The organism is Prevotella sp. P3-122 (assembly GCF_002251365.1).
GTDB lineage: Bacteria > Bacteroidota > Bacteroidia > Bacteroidales > Bacteroidaceae > Prevotella.
In genome coordinates this window covers 38,507-56,146 of sequence record NZ_NPJH01000080.1, presented here as the reverse complement: position 1 = coordinate 56,146, position 17,640 = coordinate 38,507, and the positions used below count along the sequence as shown (strand labels likewise).

General features: G+C 50.9%; 7 protein-coding genes. All 7 read right to left on the bottom strand.

Going from position 1 to position 17,640, the window contains the following annotated elements:
- Positions 1–6: 6 nt before the first annotated feature.
- Positions 7–2,211: a M6 family metalloprotease domain-containing protein gene (locus CIL02_RS13115; RefSeq protein WP_094402391.1), complete on the bottom strand. Its 2,205-nt coding sequence runs from the start codon at positions 2,209–2,211 to the stop codon at positions 7–9.
- Positions 2,212–2,357: 146 nt separating this feature from the next.
- The gene (locus tag CIL02_RS13110) at positions 2,358–4,469 is read right to left on the bottom strand and encodes a S46 family peptidase (RefSeq protein ID WP_094402389.1); all 2,112 of its coding nucleotides are present in this window, start codon (positions 4,467–4,469) and stop codon (positions 2,358–2,360) included.
- 13 nt (positions 4,470–4,482) lie between these two features.
- Positions 4,483–5,976: a lipopolysaccharide biosynthesis protein gene (locus CIL02_RS13105; RefSeq protein ID WP_094402387.1), complete on the bottom strand. Its 1,494-nt coding sequence runs from the start codon at positions 5,974–5,976 to the stop codon at positions 4,483–4,485.
- A 57-nt stretch (positions 5,977–6,033) separates the two neighbouring features.
- Complete coding sequence (locus CIL02_RS13100) at positions 6,034–7,260, bottom strand: nucleoside recognition domain-containing protein (protein WP_094402385.1); 1,227 nt, start codon at positions 7,258–7,260, stop codon at positions 6,034–6,036.
- 159 nt (positions 7,261–7,419) lie between these two features.
- On the bottom strand, positions 7,420–11,991 hold the full coding sequence (locus CIL02_RS13095) for a hypothetical protein (RefSeq protein WP_094402383.1): 4,572 nt from the start codon (positions 11,989–11,991) through the stop codon (positions 7,420–7,422).
- A gap of 281 nt (positions 11,992–12,272) precedes the next feature.
- Positions 12,273–13,133, bottom strand: coding sequence for a family 16 glycosylhydrolase (locus CIL02_RS13085; RefSeq protein ID WP_094402380.1), 861 nt, complete (start codon positions 13,131–13,133; stop codon positions 12,273–12,275).
- A 48-nt stretch (positions 13,134–13,181) separates the two neighbouring features.
- The gene (locus CIL02_RS13080; RefSeq protein ID WP_094402379.1) at positions 13,182–17,210 is read right to left on the bottom strand and encodes a hybrid sensor histidine kinase/response regulator transcription factor; all 4,029 of its coding nucleotides are present in this window, start codon (positions 17,208–17,210) and stop codon (positions 13,182–13,184) included.
- Positions 17,211–17,640 lie beyond the last annotated feature (430 nt).

Sequence of the window (17,640 nt, the reverse complement as noted above, 5' to 3'; positions counted from 1 at the left end):
CATCGGTCATCTCTGCATTACCTTGCGCACTGTGCCGTCAGAGTATTTCACGACATTGATGCCTTTGCCTATAGCCTTGCGCTGTGTTCCGCTAACGGAATATACTGCTACAGGAACAACATCGCCAACGCTGATTCCCTGAACTGATGTTGAGGGACCCGTTACCCTGACCTCGTCAAGGAAGAACCTCTTTGACGGGAGGAACTGTATTCTCACAGCGCCGTGACCCGTGATGGTCGTTGTATATTCCGTCCACTCGCCCGTAGACATGGTGAATGTGGCCGGCACGACCGAAGCTCCCGTGCTGGCGAAAAGCATAAGTGCCGTATTGTCGGAGTCCCAAGGAACAGCACGGAAAGTCAGCGTCGCCTTACCGTCGACAACAAATTCCGGAGTAGTGACCGAGCCGGCAATGCTCGATGAACCGAACTTCGCGCACTTGTTGGCACCAAAAGCCTTCTGACTCTCCCATCCGTTATTGTCGGGTAGGAAACTTGCGATACCCACTTGTGAGCTTCCGCCATAAACGCCATCAGTACCTCCTATGCCGTCGCAGCCATCGAACGACTCGTAGAACAGCACATAGTTATTGTCATCGCCACTGCCTCCACCATCGTCATTGCCATCGCCACCCTCAGAGACAGCATTTTCTCCAAAATACATGCTGGCGGTACCATCTTTGGCAACAGCAATGTTCCTTATAGCGACATCCATATAGCTGTCTCCGTCGGCATTGGCAGTATATAGTGCGTTTGAGGGCACAGACAGCCGCGTCAGGCTGTCGTTGCCGTTATACGGGTACGGGTCTCCATAGTAAGTGGTCTTGGAGTATGAGTAATTGCGGGAGTTGAAATAGCTCTTGTCGTCATCGTTGTCGGCGTGTATCAGCGTAACCCTCTGATGACTGTTCGTAATTCCGGAATAAGAGTCACGCCCCGTAGTATTCACAAGATTGTAGTACCATATATTCTCATCGTAGTCGACATGCAGCACCAGCACACCACTGGCAGGCAGAGCCGCATCCCATGCCACCCTCTGACGGTTCTCGACAAGGAAATACTCATTTGGGTTTCCGCTGTTTACCAACATATACGCATCACCGTCCTCGGCAAGAGGCGCCACGCCGCTAACCGACAGCTCATCGCCCTTGCTGACAACAATCGGCGACAGCCATCCGCACACCATTCGCTCGTAGCTTGAGTAGCCCGCCGGAGTATATCCGTTGTCATTGTATGTACCGGAGTCCATGAGATCCCATGGTCCCATACCGAAGTTGCCTGAATAGTTGATGTCGTACATGTCGGGCAAGCCCATGCAATGGGAGAACTCATGGCACATCGTTCCGATACCGCCAATCTTCCCAGTTCCGTTAAGCTCCGAGCTGCATGCATAAGTATCTATAATGACACCATCGAGCATCTGCGGCGATGTTATCGACGAGCCAGACAGAGCCCATTCGTGTGGCCATACTGTAGACTCCTTGTTGTAAGTGTCGGCCTCGCCATAGCCTGCATACAATATATACACCTGGTCGACATAGCCGTCGCCATCCCAGTCATAGTCGGCAAAGTTCACCTCGGCATCCGCAGCCTTACAGCCCTCCACGACCATCATCTCTGGCCTAAGGTCGTTGCCCCAACTGTCATTGGCACCATAGTAGGCCATGTTGTTGGCAAGTTTCACAGGCCCTATGACATCGAAATCAAGCTCGAAGGCGCCACGGCTCTGCGAAAGGAAATAGTCCCTCACCGAACCATTGAAATTTCCTTCCGCGAATGAAATCTCGTTGGCTATTCTGCTAAACTGCTCCTTAGGATTTGCTGTTGTGAAGCTTACGTCAGTATATTCCACGAGTATCACGATGCCCTTTTTCTTTCCCTCGAAGGTTCCCTGTGCGGCATTGGCAGCCAGTTTCTTTGCCCTTCTCTGGGCGGTGGCCTCCGTCCGCGCGCGCAGCCGTGCCTTGCTCTTGGCCATATCGTCATCACTGGCCAGCCTGTAAAGTTCCTGAGCATCGTCAGGAACATACCTGTTGCCCAACGAGTCCACCCAGAAATGCAGATGTTCGTCACCAGCAAGGCTAACCTTTACCGTAGAGCCATCAGTCAAAGTCACGAACTTGCTTACTCCCCTTTTGGCCGGTATTGCCATTACTGCCAGCATGGAGAAAGCCAGCAGCAATGTTGTGACAAATCTTCTTGTCTTAGTCATAATTCAAAAGTAAGTCTCATATTAGGATTATAATCACCATGGTGAGTCAAGAAAGTCACCATGGTGAATATGGAAAGACACCATGGTGAGCAATGACATTCACCTAAGTCTTTACAGACATTCAGCGAGGTATATCTCCGAGTGCCTTACTTGGCGTTGATTTCCTTGAGCAGGCGGTCGGCATGTCCCCACTTGTCCATCATGAAGATGACATATCGGATGTCGACGCCGATGCAGCGTGCCAGACGGCTGTCGAAGTTGATGTCCGATGACAGGCTGTCCCAGTTGCCGTCGAAGGCAAGACCTATCAGGTTGCCGTTGCCGTCGAACATTGGTGAGCCTGAGTTTCCTCCAGTAATATCGTTATTGGTGAGGAAGCAGAGCTGGAACTTGCCCGTAACAGGGTCGGTATATGCTCCGTGGTCGGGAGCAGAGAGCAGCTCGCGCATGATGGGCTCAGCCTGATAGTCGATGATGCGGTCGCCCTTGTCCATCTTCTCCACAATGCTCTCAGCAGTGGTGTAATAGCCCGATGGCTTGTCGCCGAGCATGAAGCCTCCCACCTGTCCGTAGCTCAGGCGCATGGTGAAGTTGGCATCGGAGTAGTGTGGCATATCCTCCTCCATGCGCAGTTTGGCTGCACAGAGGAACTTCTCCATATTGGCAATGCTGTCGCTTGTCCTCATGATGTTGTCGCGGAGCATGCTGCGTATCTCGAGCATGTCCAGTCCGAGCTGCACGCCCGGGTCCTTGAGATAGCTCTTCCTGTTGACGTAGATTTTCTCCTCGCTCTTCATCAGGAACGAGTTCTTGTAGAGATAGTCCACATATTTAGTATAGTCGCCACCAAACTGGGTATCGATGGTGGCATAGAACTTCGGGAGATATTTCTGTGCCACATGCTCCCTGTAGTTCTTCAGCAACACGGCAAATACCTCCTTGTCAAGTGCCTCATCCCACTCGTCGCTGTTGTCGCTGAACAGTATATACTGCTTCGACTTCTTGTTCTTCGGTCCCATCACCTCCATGCGGTCGAGAGCCATCGCGCGGGTGCAGAACTCATTGGTGCGGCGGAAAGTCTCGCTCCAGTACATCATAGCCTTTACATCCTCGAAGCGCAATTCGTAGAGCTCCTTCATCTTGTCGAAGTCGAGCTTGCCCTTGAGATACCCCGTAGAGTCCTGGTAAGCCTTAATCCGTGCCTCGTACGCACGCTTCTGGTTGATGATGCCTATGGAGTCGATGCACTTGTTCATACCGATGGAGTTCTTCCAATAGTTGGAGCTCTGCGCATACTTCGAGTCGTATTTGATGCGTACAGCCTCGTCGGCACGCATGTGGCGTATCATGACGTCCTGCTTGACGCCCCTGACCTGTGCTCTCGGCGCATTCTCGGCATCGCGCATCTCCTTGATGCCATAGCTTGACAGATACCTGCTGGTAGAGCCGGGATAGCCTATGGTCATGGCATAGTCGCCATCCTTATAGCCCTGCAGGCTCACCTGTGCCCAGCGTTTGGGACGATAGGGCACATTGTCCTTGCTGTAGGCTGCAGGCCCGTTGGTCTTCGGGTCGGCATATATGCGGAATACGGAGAAGTCGCAGGTCTGCCTGGGCCACATCCAGTTGTCTGTCTCGCCACCGAACTTGCCCATAGACTTTGGCACGGTGAAGACAAGACGCAGGTCGGTGAAGTCCTGGTATGTAGTGGCATAATACCTGTTGCCCTCATAGAATGCGTCGATGTCGACATGCAGCGTGGAGTCGATACCCTTTATAGAGTCTGTGAGCACATTCTGCAGAGAGTCGAGCAGAGCAGCCTGCTCCTTGCTGCCCATATTGTCGATGCCGAGGGCCTGCAGCCTGCCCGTAATGTCGCTTTGCTCAACCATGAAGCTCACGAACATATTCTCGTTGGGCAGCTCCTCCTCGTAGGTCTTGGCGTAGAAGCCGTTGAGCATATAGTCGTGCTCAACGGTGGAGTGTGAGCGTATGGCCTCGAAGCCGCAATGGTGGTTGGTGAACACCAGTCCGTCGGGCGACACCACAACGCCAGAGCAATAGCCGGAGAAATTCACAACGGCATTCTTCAAGGCGTTGTCGCCATTATACAGTTCGTCATAAGTGAGCTTGAAGCCTTCTCCCTGCATGGCCTCATACACTTGTGGCGGCAGGTTGTAGATAGTCCACATGCCCTCGTCGGCGTGGACAGCAGCCGCAGACATCATGGCGGCCAGCAATAATGTTTTCTTTTTCATAATCGTATAGTTGTTATTTTCTGAATTTCTTTCCTATGACGGGCAAGGAGCTTAGGGGAAAATCCCTCTTCACTATGTAGGCGACAAAGAGAAGCAGGAGCAGCGTGTTGGCAACAAGAGCCAGGATGACAGGCAGGAAGTCCCTGCACAAGGTCATCATACCGAACAGCACGGCCGCCATGAGCACATATATGCCAATCTCCTTGAGGTTATATCTTATCGGATAGTATTTCTGCCCTACGAGATAGCTCAGGAGCATCGCCGTGGCATATCCCGCAAAGCCTGCCCATGCGCAGGCCATATATCCAAAGCGTGGCACGAAGACGATGTTGATGGTAATGAGCACGGCGCAGCCGATGCCCGAGAACCACGCGCCCCAGATGGTCTTGTCGATGAGCTTGTACCAGAAGGACAGGTTGAAGTAGATGCCCATCATTATCTCCGCGGCCATCACTATTGGCACCACCCTCAGTCCGCTCCAGTAGTCGCGTCCGATGATATGCTTCAGTATGTCCATATACCCCACCACCATCAGGAATGCAAGCAGGGTGAAGATGATGAAGTATTTCATTGCCTTGGCATAGGTGTCGCGGTTGTCGCTGTCCTTGGCCTTGCCGAAGACGAAAGGCTCATAGGCATAGCGGAACGCCTGGGTTATCATCGCCATTATCATGGCAATCTTCGACGCTGCACCATAGATGCCGAGCTGCTCGTGGGCATTAGCACCTTTATATATATAGGGGAACAGTATCTTGTCGGCAGCCTGGTTCAGTATGCCGGCTATGCCGAGCACCAGTATGGGCCAGCTATAGGAGAGCATGCGGCGCATAAGGGCTTTGTCGAAGGCGTAGCGGAAGCCCGTAAGTTCCTTATAGAAGCAGAAGGTGATGGTGGCTGTACATGCAAGGTTGATATAGAAGGCGTAGCCTGCCCCCACCTCCGGGTTGTAGATGGCGCCTACGGTGTCGGGATGCGATGCATAGAGCGCAGGCAGCAAGAGGAAGAACAGCAGGTTGAGCAGGATGTTGAGGATGATGAACAACATCTTGAAAGCCGCAAACTTTATAGGCCGCTTCTTGTATCGCAGATAGGCGAAGGGTATGCACTGGAAGGCGTCAAGGGCAACGGTGAGAGCCATCACCCACACATAGGACGGATGGCCGGCATAGCCCATGGCTGAGGATATGGGCGACAGGAACAGCAGCACCAAGGCCACAAAGAGCACTGACGTGGAGCCTACGGCGATAAGGATGGTAGAATATACCTTCCCCGCATCCTCGCCCTCCTTGTTGGCGAAGCGGAAGAAGGTGGTCTCCATGCCGTATGTGAGCAGCACGAGCAGCAATGCCGAATAGGCATACATATTGGTGATGACACCATAGCCGCCGCTTGCCGCCGACAGGCTTGATGTGTAGAGCGGCACCAGCAGATAGTTGAGAAATCTGCCTACGATGCTGCTAAGTCCGTAGATGGCCGTATCCTTGGCCAGTGATTTGAGATTTGCCATTTGTTTTCTTTTATTCTTTGTTGATGTTTGGTAGGTGGTGCAATATCCAGTAATGTTTTAGAAAAACATGTAGCATACGGCTATGGCGGCTATCACCCCGGCAAGGTCGGCAAGCAGGCCGCAGGCCACGGCGTGGCGGGTGTACTTGATGCTTACACTGCCGAAGTAGACGGCAAGAATGTAGAAGGTGGTATCGGTGGAGCCTTGGAATACGCAGGCCAGACGTCCTACGAACGAGTCGGCACCATAGTTGGTCATAGCCTCAAGCATCAGCCCTCGGGCACCGCTTCCCGACAGCGGCTTCATCAATGCCGTAGGCAAAGCTCCGACAAAGTCGGTGTCAAGCCCACACTTCCCCACGCACCATGCCACACCATCGATGAGCATGTCCATGGCTCCCGACGCGCGGAACACTCCCACCGCCACGAGTATGGCGACGAGATATGGTATTATTCTCACGGCAGTCTGGAACCCCTCCTTGGCTCCCTCTATGAAGGCGTCGTAGACATTGACGCGGCGGAAGAAGCCTGCCAGGATGAAGGCTAAGATAATGCCCAGCAGGATGACATTCGAGACTACGCTTGTCACAACACCCATAGTGTCCTTGTCCATCTGCCCGAAGCCCCAGATGACGAGAGCCGTGAAGCCCACAAGACCGGCAAGGGTGGCAAGGAGCACTGGCTGCATGATGTTTATGCGCTGCCACAGGGCAGTGATGATGATGCCGGCCAACGTGGCGACGAGTGTGGCAAGGAGTATCGGTATGAAGACATCTGTTGGCGTTGCCGCGCCATACGAGGCACGGAAGGCAAGAATGCTCGTAGGTATGATGGTCAGTCCCGAGGTGTTGAGCACCAAGAACATTATCATGGGATTGGTGGCGGTGTCCTTCTTGCTGTTGATCTCCTGCATCTGCTGCATGGCCTTGAGGCCGGTAGGCGTGGCTGCATTGTCGAGTCCCAGCATGTTCGAGGCTATATTCATGAATATGCTTCCCATGACGGGATGGTTACGTGGTATATCAGGAAAGAGCCTTGTGAAGACAGGGCTGAGCAGGCGCGCCAGAAGGTTTACCACACCGGCCTTCTCGCCTATGCGCATCACTCCGAGCCATAGGGCGAGCACACCCGTCAGGCCAAGCGAGATCTCGAAAGCCGTCTTGGAGGTGTCGAAGGTGGAGTCCACCATCTTCTGAAAGACCGTGGTGTCGCCCATGCAGAGCTGTATGGCTCCGAACAGGAAGGCCAAGGCAAAGAATGCAATCCAAATATAGTTGAGTACCATAGAAAAAAGGTATGAGCCATGGCGGCTGCTATCATGCAGCCACCTTATTATATATATATGGGTGCAAAGTTACAAAAAAATAAGGTGACACCAACGATGTCACCTTATTTAATTATGTTCCATGTACCAAAATCGGTACATTTCAGCGTCTTACAGCACTTACTTCACAACAACCTTCTTGCCGTTTACTACATAAACGCCCTTGGCGAGTCCCTTTGTAGTAGTAGCATTTGTGCGAACCACCTGTCCGTTTACAGAGTAGATGGTAGCATTGTCAAGGTTCTCTGTCTGGATACCATTGATGATGTTGGCATCGCCAAGACGTACGAGACGGAAGCGTGTGAACGACATCCACTCGTGCTGGGTTGTAGCTATACCACGTACACCTATCTTAGCGGCTGTGTTGTCTTCATGAACGTTGAATACAACGAAGTTGTCGTTCCATCCACGGTTGAAGATACCACCAGTATTACCTATGTGGGTCATCTCCTTGGTGTCGTTGCCAGCAAAGAGTATGAAGTTTGCTATGCCCTGAGAAGCACGTGTAGTTGCTGAGAGCAGATACTCACCGCTCGGCAGAGTAACGTCCTGAGAGAATGTAACATCCCAAGCAGAGGCATCCCAGTTGCCACCATCGAAGTATTTGTGGGTAGAGTTGCCGGCTGCATCGGTGAATGGCTCACCGGAAAGAACTTTTATTTCACCGCCAGAGCCATCGCCAAGAGTTTTTGTCCAAGAGTTCACGCCATCCTCTGCATTAGGATTGAGGATAGAAGAGGTATAGTCTACTGCACCCGCTTCCTCAGCAACAGCGTTGGACTCAACGTAGTCACGTACAGCTGTCAAGATTGCGTCTTTCTTTGCTGTTGCGTCGGCAGCTGATGTTGCCTCTACGTCAACAGCTGCTTGTATAGCTGCTTTCTTTGTGGAAGAAGCGTACGGATAAGGAGCTGTATCGAATGACTCATACTCTGCCTTGGTGTCTTTGAGAGCCTGATAAGCAGCTACTGCGGATGTGAAGGTGCTGGTTGCAGCGTTGAGAGCTGAAGTTGCAGCAACGTAAGCGTCCTTGGTGTCTTCTACAGTAGCGTAGGTATCAATAGCATTGTTAAGAGCTGTGAGTTCCTCACCTGTAACAACAGAGTTTGCCTCGTCAGCACGTGCTGTCGTTGCTGCTGCAAGAGCTGCTTCGTAAGCCTCCTTGTAAGCGGACAGGTCTTCTACAGCACCAAAGTATGTAAGGCGTACATTGTCGAAGCATGTCCAGTCTTCGGCAGCGGTCTCAGACTTCTTCACACCAATCTTCAGTGCACCGCCGACAACAACTACATTCTCAAGAACAACATTGTAAGCACCTGTGTTGAAGAAGTAACCTGCCTGAGCCTGATTGTCAGGGAATTTGCCGTCGATACCTTCAGCTGTAGCACCGTCATCTACCTTTCCTGCTTCAGAGAAGATAGAAGGAAGCGGAGCCTCAGCACTGTTTGCATAGAATGTAGCGAGCAGCTGTTCGGTAGAGTTGACATGGGCTGCAGCAGCCGATGCAATATTTCCATTACGGTAGAAGCCCTGTATCTCAACGGTGTACTTACCGTCAGGAACGGTCACTGTCTGGTTTACATCAAATGTTTTGTTGAACTTTTCTGCATTGGTATTGGAATTACCGCTGCCGGCACCGCCACCAACACCAGGGTTGTCTGTCCATGCACTGTTACGACGGTCGTAACGGAGGAAGCCCTGACCCTTTACAAGCATTGTCGCATCCTTGCCGTCAGCCTCGGTAGCTGTAGCAAGTTCAGCCTGCAATGCGGCATTGAACTCGTCAGCTGGCACAAATACCCACTTCGCATTATCTTCTACAGAAGCGCCAAGAATAACCAGACCGTCTTCCTGAGCAGTGAGATTTTGTGAACCGTTATTGATGATTACGGCATCGGCATCTGCAGATGTCTTGGCTGCAGTAAATGTCCATCCGAAGGCATCACCATCGGCATATTCACCATTCAGATAATGCTTGCTATCGTTATTGTAAAGCTGTGTGTCGAGCGTGTACTTGCCGTCGGCAAGAGTAACGATAATGTCGAGACCATACTTGTTTACAACAGCGTGTGTTCCCCACCAACTGCCGGCAGACAGATACTTGCCTGTAGCAACGTTCTTGATGTAGTATGAACCTTCTTTAACAACAGGCTCTGGTTCCGGCTCTGGGTCTGGCTCTGGGTCAACAACCTCGCTCTTGTCGAGCTTGACAAGTTGGAAGCGTGTGAACGACATCCACTCATGTATTGTTTTAGCAACACCCTGGACACCGATATTTACATCGGCAGTCTCTTCTGTCACCTCAAACTCTACGCTGCTAAGGTTATATCCGCGGTTGAAGAGTTCGCCTGATGCACCTACGTGAGGCATCTCTGTGCGGGCCTCGCCTGCGAAGAGAGCGAAAGAAACCATACCAACAGAAGCACGTGACGTTGCAGAGAGCATGTACTTGCCCTTAGGCAGGTTCACTGTCTGCTGGAATGTAACATCCCAAGCTGAAGCACCCCAGTTGCCACCATCGAAGTAAGGATGGTCAGTGTTGCCTGCTGCATCGGTAAATGGTTCGGCGGTCTTAACTTCGAGTTTGCCATTTGAGCCTTCGCCATTAACGGTTGTCCAGCCGTCCATAGCCTCAGCGTTAGGATTTGTGATGAGAGAGGTCTGGTCTGTAGCGTCTGCTACACCCTCAGCCTTTGCGTGAGACTCGGCAATGGCACGTGCTGCGAGCTGAAGTTCTTCAAGGTTGGCATCAGCCTCATCAGCATTGGCAGGAGTCTTGGCAGCAAGATTGGTATAGTTTGTCTTCGACTCCTCGCTTGCGTATTTATAAGGATCGGCTACGAAGTAAGCCTTGAAGTTTGCAACTGCCACGAAGTGGCTGTTTACATCGTTGTAAGCAGCAACGGCAGCAAGAAGAGTTTCCTTGGCAGCCATTACGGTTTCAGCTTCTGTTTCCGTAGTAGCAGCCTGAGCTGTGGCAATGGCGGCATTAATATCGGTCTTAGGAGCCAAACCGGCATCAGCTACAGCCTGAGCCTTTGCTATAGTCTCGTTCAAAGCGGCAACAGCCTGTGAGAGAAGGTCAGCGAAATGAGAGATGGTGATATTGTCGAAGAATATCCTACCATTTGAAGTAGATCCACCGCTGATGGCTACTCCACCAATGGTGATACAACCTGTTGTCTCAGATGCAAGCTCGAATTCTACTACGTCTTCTACCCATGCATTGAGGTCGAAGCTCTGTCTGGAGCTTACAACCGTCTTTTCTGCTGACTCAAAGCCTAATTTCGACCCGAACTGTGCAGCAGTACCAGCATTATAGGCGTTTGCCTTAAGGGTATAATGACCGGCAGGGAATGTAAATTCTGCTGATTTATATACGACAGCACCACCCCATCCAACGGTAATACCGAGAGCCTTACCAGAATTGCCGGCATTGTCAACATCAGGAATATTAACGCCGTTAAGCTTTACAGTGCTGCCATATTCTATTACGGCACCATTAGACCATGCTGCCGATGATATCAGAGACCAGCCTTGTGCAGCATAGTCTGTACCCTGTGCTGAACCAGATGTGCCTACATCAGATGTTGCAGCCTCGCAAGCCTCGAAGCCAGGATTGGAAAGAACAAGAGAGGTGATATCGCCCTCTGGTATCGGCTCAACAGCCACGATATCCTTCACGGCAATAGGAGCAAGCTCTACGATTGTCGTACCACTCTTTGTGTAAGGAATGATGATACCTGCGATGCTCTTGATAGCCTCGGGAAGAGTGTAGTCAAGATAGAACTTGTTGAAGATCTGAATCTTGTTGTCACCATTTACGAGATAGTATGTTTCTCCGTCCAATACGAGTGTGGCATCGGTAAGCTTCACATACTTCAGGTATGATTTCTCTGCCATAGCCTCGGCTACGGTCATCTCCACTGCTACAGGAGCGTCACCGTCTGTTACGGTAACTGTAGCAAAATTAGTATTGGAGCTCTTTGCAAACTCAGGCAGACCGTTATACGGACTGTTCTTTCCTGCGATAGAGCCATTGAGCACCTTTCCTGCGGTAGCTTCCAGGCCAATGTTATAGAAGTCGATTGCACCTGTAGCGTCCTCAACTATCATGTCTTTGTCGTTGACATAGAGCACCTTGGCATCGGTAAGCGTAAGCTCTGCCTCAGTGCCAGTGTCAAGAGCCTTGAAGGCAGCAATATTTTCCGCTGTAGGCAATGCTACAACTTCTGGTGCCTCGCCCGGGGCGGCGATGGTAAGGACAGCCTTGGTAATCTTGTTGGTACCAGTTGCTGTAAAGGTAACGGCATTTACCTGTTTGTCAGGCTGTGTCCATGTTTTGGTAGAAGAGTCGTAGGTTCCTGTTCCTGCTGTTGCGGCAACAGTTCCTGAAAATTCTATCTTCTCAATGACTTGCCCCTCTGGAGCAGTAAATGTAAACGAACCTCCGCTCTTGTAAACACGCAAGTCAACACCATCAGTACCACTATAAAGTCTGGTGGGTGTACCACCATCAGTAGTTGTCAACGTAACCTCGCTCTGAACTATTGGTTCAGTGATATTACCGACTGTTTCCGTCCATGGATGAGCAGCGAAGTCGAAAGTTACGGTTTCTCTTGCCAACGCACTTGACGGCAAGAACAATACTGCCATCAAGAGTGCGAAAAATGAAAATGTAATTTTCTTCATGTTTGTAATAATTGTGATAACATCCCCGGCGGTGGACGCTGATAATAAATTGTTTAGTTTCATGTTTGACGTAGCTTCAGCCGACGGATTTCATTCTTCTCGTCTTAGGAGTAAGAACAGAAGCCGTAATAGTAAAACTGATTTTCTGTTAGGGTTAGTATTTTTTATAGTTAGTATGATAATATTTATTTATTGGTTGTAAAGTTAGCTAATAATTATAATATTCCACGGCTTTCATCACATGTTTTAAGTTTTTTTCGCCTTTTACGTTCTATGTCCATCTATAATCCTTCTTTCTGATACACCCTGACATAGTCCACCTCATAGCGTATGGGCAGCGACGCATCGTCAATCTCACCTCCGTTGTCGCCTCCCATGGCAAGGTTCAGGAGTATATACTGCGGCTTGTCGAAGGGGTTCCCATAGTTGCCGATGCTGCCATTGCGTATATCAGCCATCCTAAGCTCGTTGAGCAGCTCGCCGTCAAGGAAAATCCTTATATATTCCCTGTCCCAGTCCATGCGCCAGACATGGAACTTGCTTGCCCATAGCGGGTCTTTGTCGAGAAAGTGGCTGAAAGGTGTTCGCACCGAGTTCCAAACAGCATCGTAGTGTTTGTCATTGCCCCAGGCGGCATTGGCAAGGATATGCGGCACACCGTCTATGCGGTAATATTCCATGATGTCTATCTCTCCGCAGGATGGCCACTCCACCCCAGTTCCCAACAGCCATATTGCCGGCCACGCTCCTCCTGTCACCGGTATTCGCGCCCTCACCTCCATGCGCCCATATAGGAACTGGAACGTTCCACGGGTGTTTATCGATGATGACGTATAGCGTATGGAGTCCCTGCTGCTGCGCCACTCCCTGCTGTCCTTGCGCCACATGGGATTAGGGCTTTTCTCTGCCCTTCCCTCAAACACCAACAGTCCGCCGTGGCAATAGGCGTTGTCTTCCTGGTACCACTGGTCCTCATGGTTGCGCACAAATCCTTTCTCGAAGTGCCACATCGTCTTGTCAGGAGCACCCTCGGTATCGAACTCGTCATGCCACACGAGCTTCCAGCCGTCGGCCTGCGCCTGACAGCCAAAAGGGATGCACATAAAGGCAACCCCACATAACATAGTGATAATTGCATTCATCTTCTTAACTTTTTATTAATTTGTAATGTTGACCTTAGCCCTTCGACCTTACTCCTCCTGTGCCACATAGTCCTTGAGCAACATTCCAAACTCCTTCTTGAAACACTTGGAGAAATACTTCGGGCTGTTGAAGCCCACCTTCACGGACAGCTCGCCAATGGTTATTTTCGGATGCGCCTTTGCTATCCTGCATGCCTCTTTTAGCCTTATCGACGATATAAATCCCGTGATGTTCTGTCCTGTAAGGGCGCGGAGCTTGTTGTAGAGGGTTGAACTGCTGACACACATGTCAGAGGCGAAAGAGTCGCGGTCGTAGTCAGGGTCGGCAAGATGCGCCCTCACACAGTCAACGGCCTTCCTCACGAAGTTCTCGTCAGGATCGCTATAGTGCTGCTCCTCCACCACAAAGTCTGTCTGCATGGTGAACCGTCTTCTTATACGCTCACGGTTCTCAATGATATTTCTCACCCTTAGCAAGAGGTCATGAAGCTTGAATGGCTTGGTCATATATTCGTCAGCTCCAGTCTCGTATGCCTTGTCGCGGTCCTCATCCCGTGTCTTGGCAGTCAGCAGCAGCACTGGCAGCTGCGCATAGTCATCGCTCTGTTTGATACGCCTTGTCAGCTCTATGCCGTCCATCTTAGGCATCATTACGTCCGACACTACCAGATCGAGGCTCTCCCGATGGATGATGTTTAGAGCCTGCTCGCCATTCTTGGCGGTATATACCTCATAATACTGACCAATCAGCTGGCTCATCAGTCCGAGCAGGTCCTCGTTGTCCTCCACAATGAGTATCGAGTAGTCGCCACAGGGAATGTCACTGGGAGATATTGGAGTGCCAGCAGGCTCGTCAATGGCATCAGCATGTATGAGTACCTCAGCCTGGCTGTCTATTTCCTCCTCTTGATATTTATCTCTTCCTATAGGGATGTTTATGGTAAATGTGGTACCCTCATCCACCTTGCTCTCGCAGTCTATGCTTCCATGATGCAGCACCACCAGGTCGCGTGTGAGCGACAGTCCTATTCCAGTACCCATGGTATTCATGCGCCTGTAGTCCCCATCGAGGAAACGGCTGTACAGATGCCGCATCTTCTCCCGTGATATTCCTATGCCCTGGTCGGCTACAGTAATGGTTGCCACATTGTCGGCAAAGGTCATACCAACTTCTATCCTGCCATCGTCACGGTTATACTTCACGGCATTCGATAGCAGGTTATACATTATCTTGTCCATCTTGTCGGGGTCAAACCACACGTTAGCCCTCGTACCCTCTCCACAGGTGAATACCAACTGCTGTCCGCGTGCCTCTGCCATAGGACGGATGTTGTCGCATGCCGCCTCAATAAATTCGGCCAGGTTGCGGCAACTGACCTTCAGCCTCAGCTGTCCTGCCTGTGACTTCCTTACCTCCAGTATTTGCCTCAACAGCCTCGTCAGCCTGCTGATGTTGTTCTGCATAAGCATATATTGCCGCTCGTTGCCAGGTGCCTTCTGCCTCAGCTGGTCTATGGCTGCCGAGATAACGGTGAGCGGTGTAAGCAACTCATGGGTGATATTGGTGAATACCACTGCCATCTGCAACCTGTTCTTGGTCTTGATATGCTCTTTGTACCATTTTACCGACAGCCATATGCCACATGCCACTATCAGGAAATATATCACAAACGCCCACCACGTCTGGTACCATGGGGGCAACACCTTTATAAATATGGCGTAAGGCAACTCCACGGTATATCCAAAGTTGTCGGTAGCCTTCAGGTGCAGGGTATAAGATCCTGACGGGATATTCTCCACGGTAGCTCTTCGCAGCCGTGAGTCGGCACTCCGCCAGTCGTTGTCATGTCCCTCAAGCATATAGGCATATTTTGTGCGGCTGTTGCCGGAATAGTTCAGCAGCACAAACTCCACCGACAGCTTGCTCACGCCATGTGGCACCACAATGCTGCGTGTGTACCTTGGTGTCTGCTCCGTGAGGCTATGTCTCTGGGCGGAGTCCAGCTCCATATATCTTTTTCCGTCGAGCAGTATGTCTGTTACCAACAGCCTTGCCTTATTCCTTTTCTCACTCACCATAGCCTTTGTAGGTTCAAAGGATATCATCCCTCCGTCGCTGCCGAAGTATATCTCCTTGCCAAGGCGGTAGGTGGCATTGGGATAGAAAGTTGCCGCACCAAGGATGTCCTCATCGGTGAAATGGGACGGAATCACGCTTCCTTGCTTGTCGATGGTAAGTCTCACGAGACTCCCATCCGCTGCGAGCCATAGGTTGCCGTATACATCCTCATTGATAGAGAACACCCTGTCGCCATCGATATTGTATATCTTGTTCACGGCGATGAACAAGTCCTTGACACTATCGTAGCGGAACAGTCCTCCGCTGACACTTATCGCCCACAGGCGGCCATGGGAGTCAGCATAGCAGCTGACGGCATCGTCCACGGCGTATTTGCCATTGCCGGGATAGTATCTTGAGAAACCATAGCGTCCGTTGTTGTCGCTAATCCTGACGATGCCCATATTATCGGTTGCCACCCAGATATTACCCTTGCTGTCCTGGGTAAAGCCCCTCACATCGCAGTTGCTGAAGTCGCCATGTCCATCCGCCATCTTCATTATGTCGCCACTGTTGTCGGGTCTCACACGGGAGAGGCATGAGCGCTGTCCCACCCACACATTTCCCTTGCTGTCCTCGAACAGGCTGTTTACGTAATTGTCGCCCATCCAGGAACATGACTGCGCATCTATCATCTCGGCCTGCTGTCCGGCCTTCTTGGAGATGATGCCATAGCTGTTCGAGGCCATCCACAGTGTGCCGTCACGCCGCCTGATGATGGATGTTATCCTTGTCGACAGTCCCTTGTCCAGCACATTGTCGAAGAGGGGAATATCCTTATTGAACAGAGAGGTACCGTCGGCACGGTTGTATAGCACGAGACCGTAGGGACTGACTCCCATCCAGAACCACTGGCCATCGGCAGAATACAATGAGCACACGGCCCCCAACGACGCCAGCCTGTCCTCAAGATGAAGCGCCGACGTGCGGAAGGGCGACGGCTGGGTAGAGAACTGGAACAGCCTGCCAGAGATTGTTGTGGCCCATATTCTGCCCGTTTCATCGACAGCGATATCGTTGCACAGTCCTATGGAATAGCCTGCCGCATCGGTGTACTTCTCCAAGGTCTTCTTCTCTGGGTCTATGATGCTGATACCTTCAATGGTGGTTCCCCATAGTTTCTTCGTCACTGGGTCCTCGACAATCTTATAGAAAGTGGAAAAGTCCTTGCCCTGCCCAGCCACAGTGACCACCTCTGCCTCTGGCCAACGGTCTGGCTGCGGCATCATCAGCAAGCCATAGCCCCATGTGCCTATCCACAGCCTGTCCTTGCTGTCGAGCAGCAACGAATAGGCTGAGTTCAGGGCATTGAGCGGCCGGTATTGCCTTATCATCCTGCGCTTGATGTCGAAGTGCAGGAGTCCGGTGTTCCACGTGCCAACATACAGGTTTCCCTCGCGGTCCTCAACCATTGACTTCACACTATAGCCATAGCGGCTGAGTTTTTTTCCAGTGGGGTCGAGGAATGTGCAGTCCTCACTGGTGAAATTCTCAAAGGTACCAGTCTCGGGCAAGAAGCGCGTAAGGCCACCATCGGTACCTATCCATACAGTACCGTCGGAAGAGGTAAACAACGAGTAGATAATCCTCTGTCTGTCATCTGAAAGGAAGAAGGTGCGGAACTCGCCCGTCCTCTGGTTCATCCTCACAAGTCCATTACGGGTACCAAGCCATAGACAATCGTTGTGGTCCTCGGTAATGCTTATAACGGTGTTGTTGGGAAGTATGCCCGGCGAGAATGCCGTCGAGCGGTAGGTGGCCATTTCATATCCATCCCATGATTTCAGTCCCGAACTGCTTCCTATCCACAACAGACCACCCTTATCGAAAAGCAAACATCGCAACTCGTCAGACTGCGAGGGCTTAATGGTGGAGACAACACGATATGGCAACGACTTGGACTTGGTCGTTGTCAGAGTCAGGAGCAGACTCAGCGCAAACAGGATAGTTCTCTTCATGAATGGTAAAAATGCCAAATCACATACCAGGGATAAGTGCCAAGATAAATATGGCTGATAGAATGCAAAGATAAGGAATAAAGTCGAAACAACTGCCTGATATAGGTATTTTAACGAATTATGGGTGTCAAATAATGATAAGTGGGTATCAATGAGAAACTATATACTTACCTTTGCAGCGATAAAAGAAAGTAAACGTTTTCATAAGTTTTATTTAGAGATTAAGAGATTGTGACACTGTTTTTTAACTAACAATTATCACACTGTTCATTAGAGAGAATGCTCCAGTTACCCATCCGTGACCGATCGGTAATTTGGAGCATTCTTATTTTGCTGCAAGTGCGTGCCGGGTATGTATTTGCTGCAAATAGTCAACCTAAATCTGGTAACTACACAGGTTCCTGTTTTGGGTACAACAAACTGGACACCA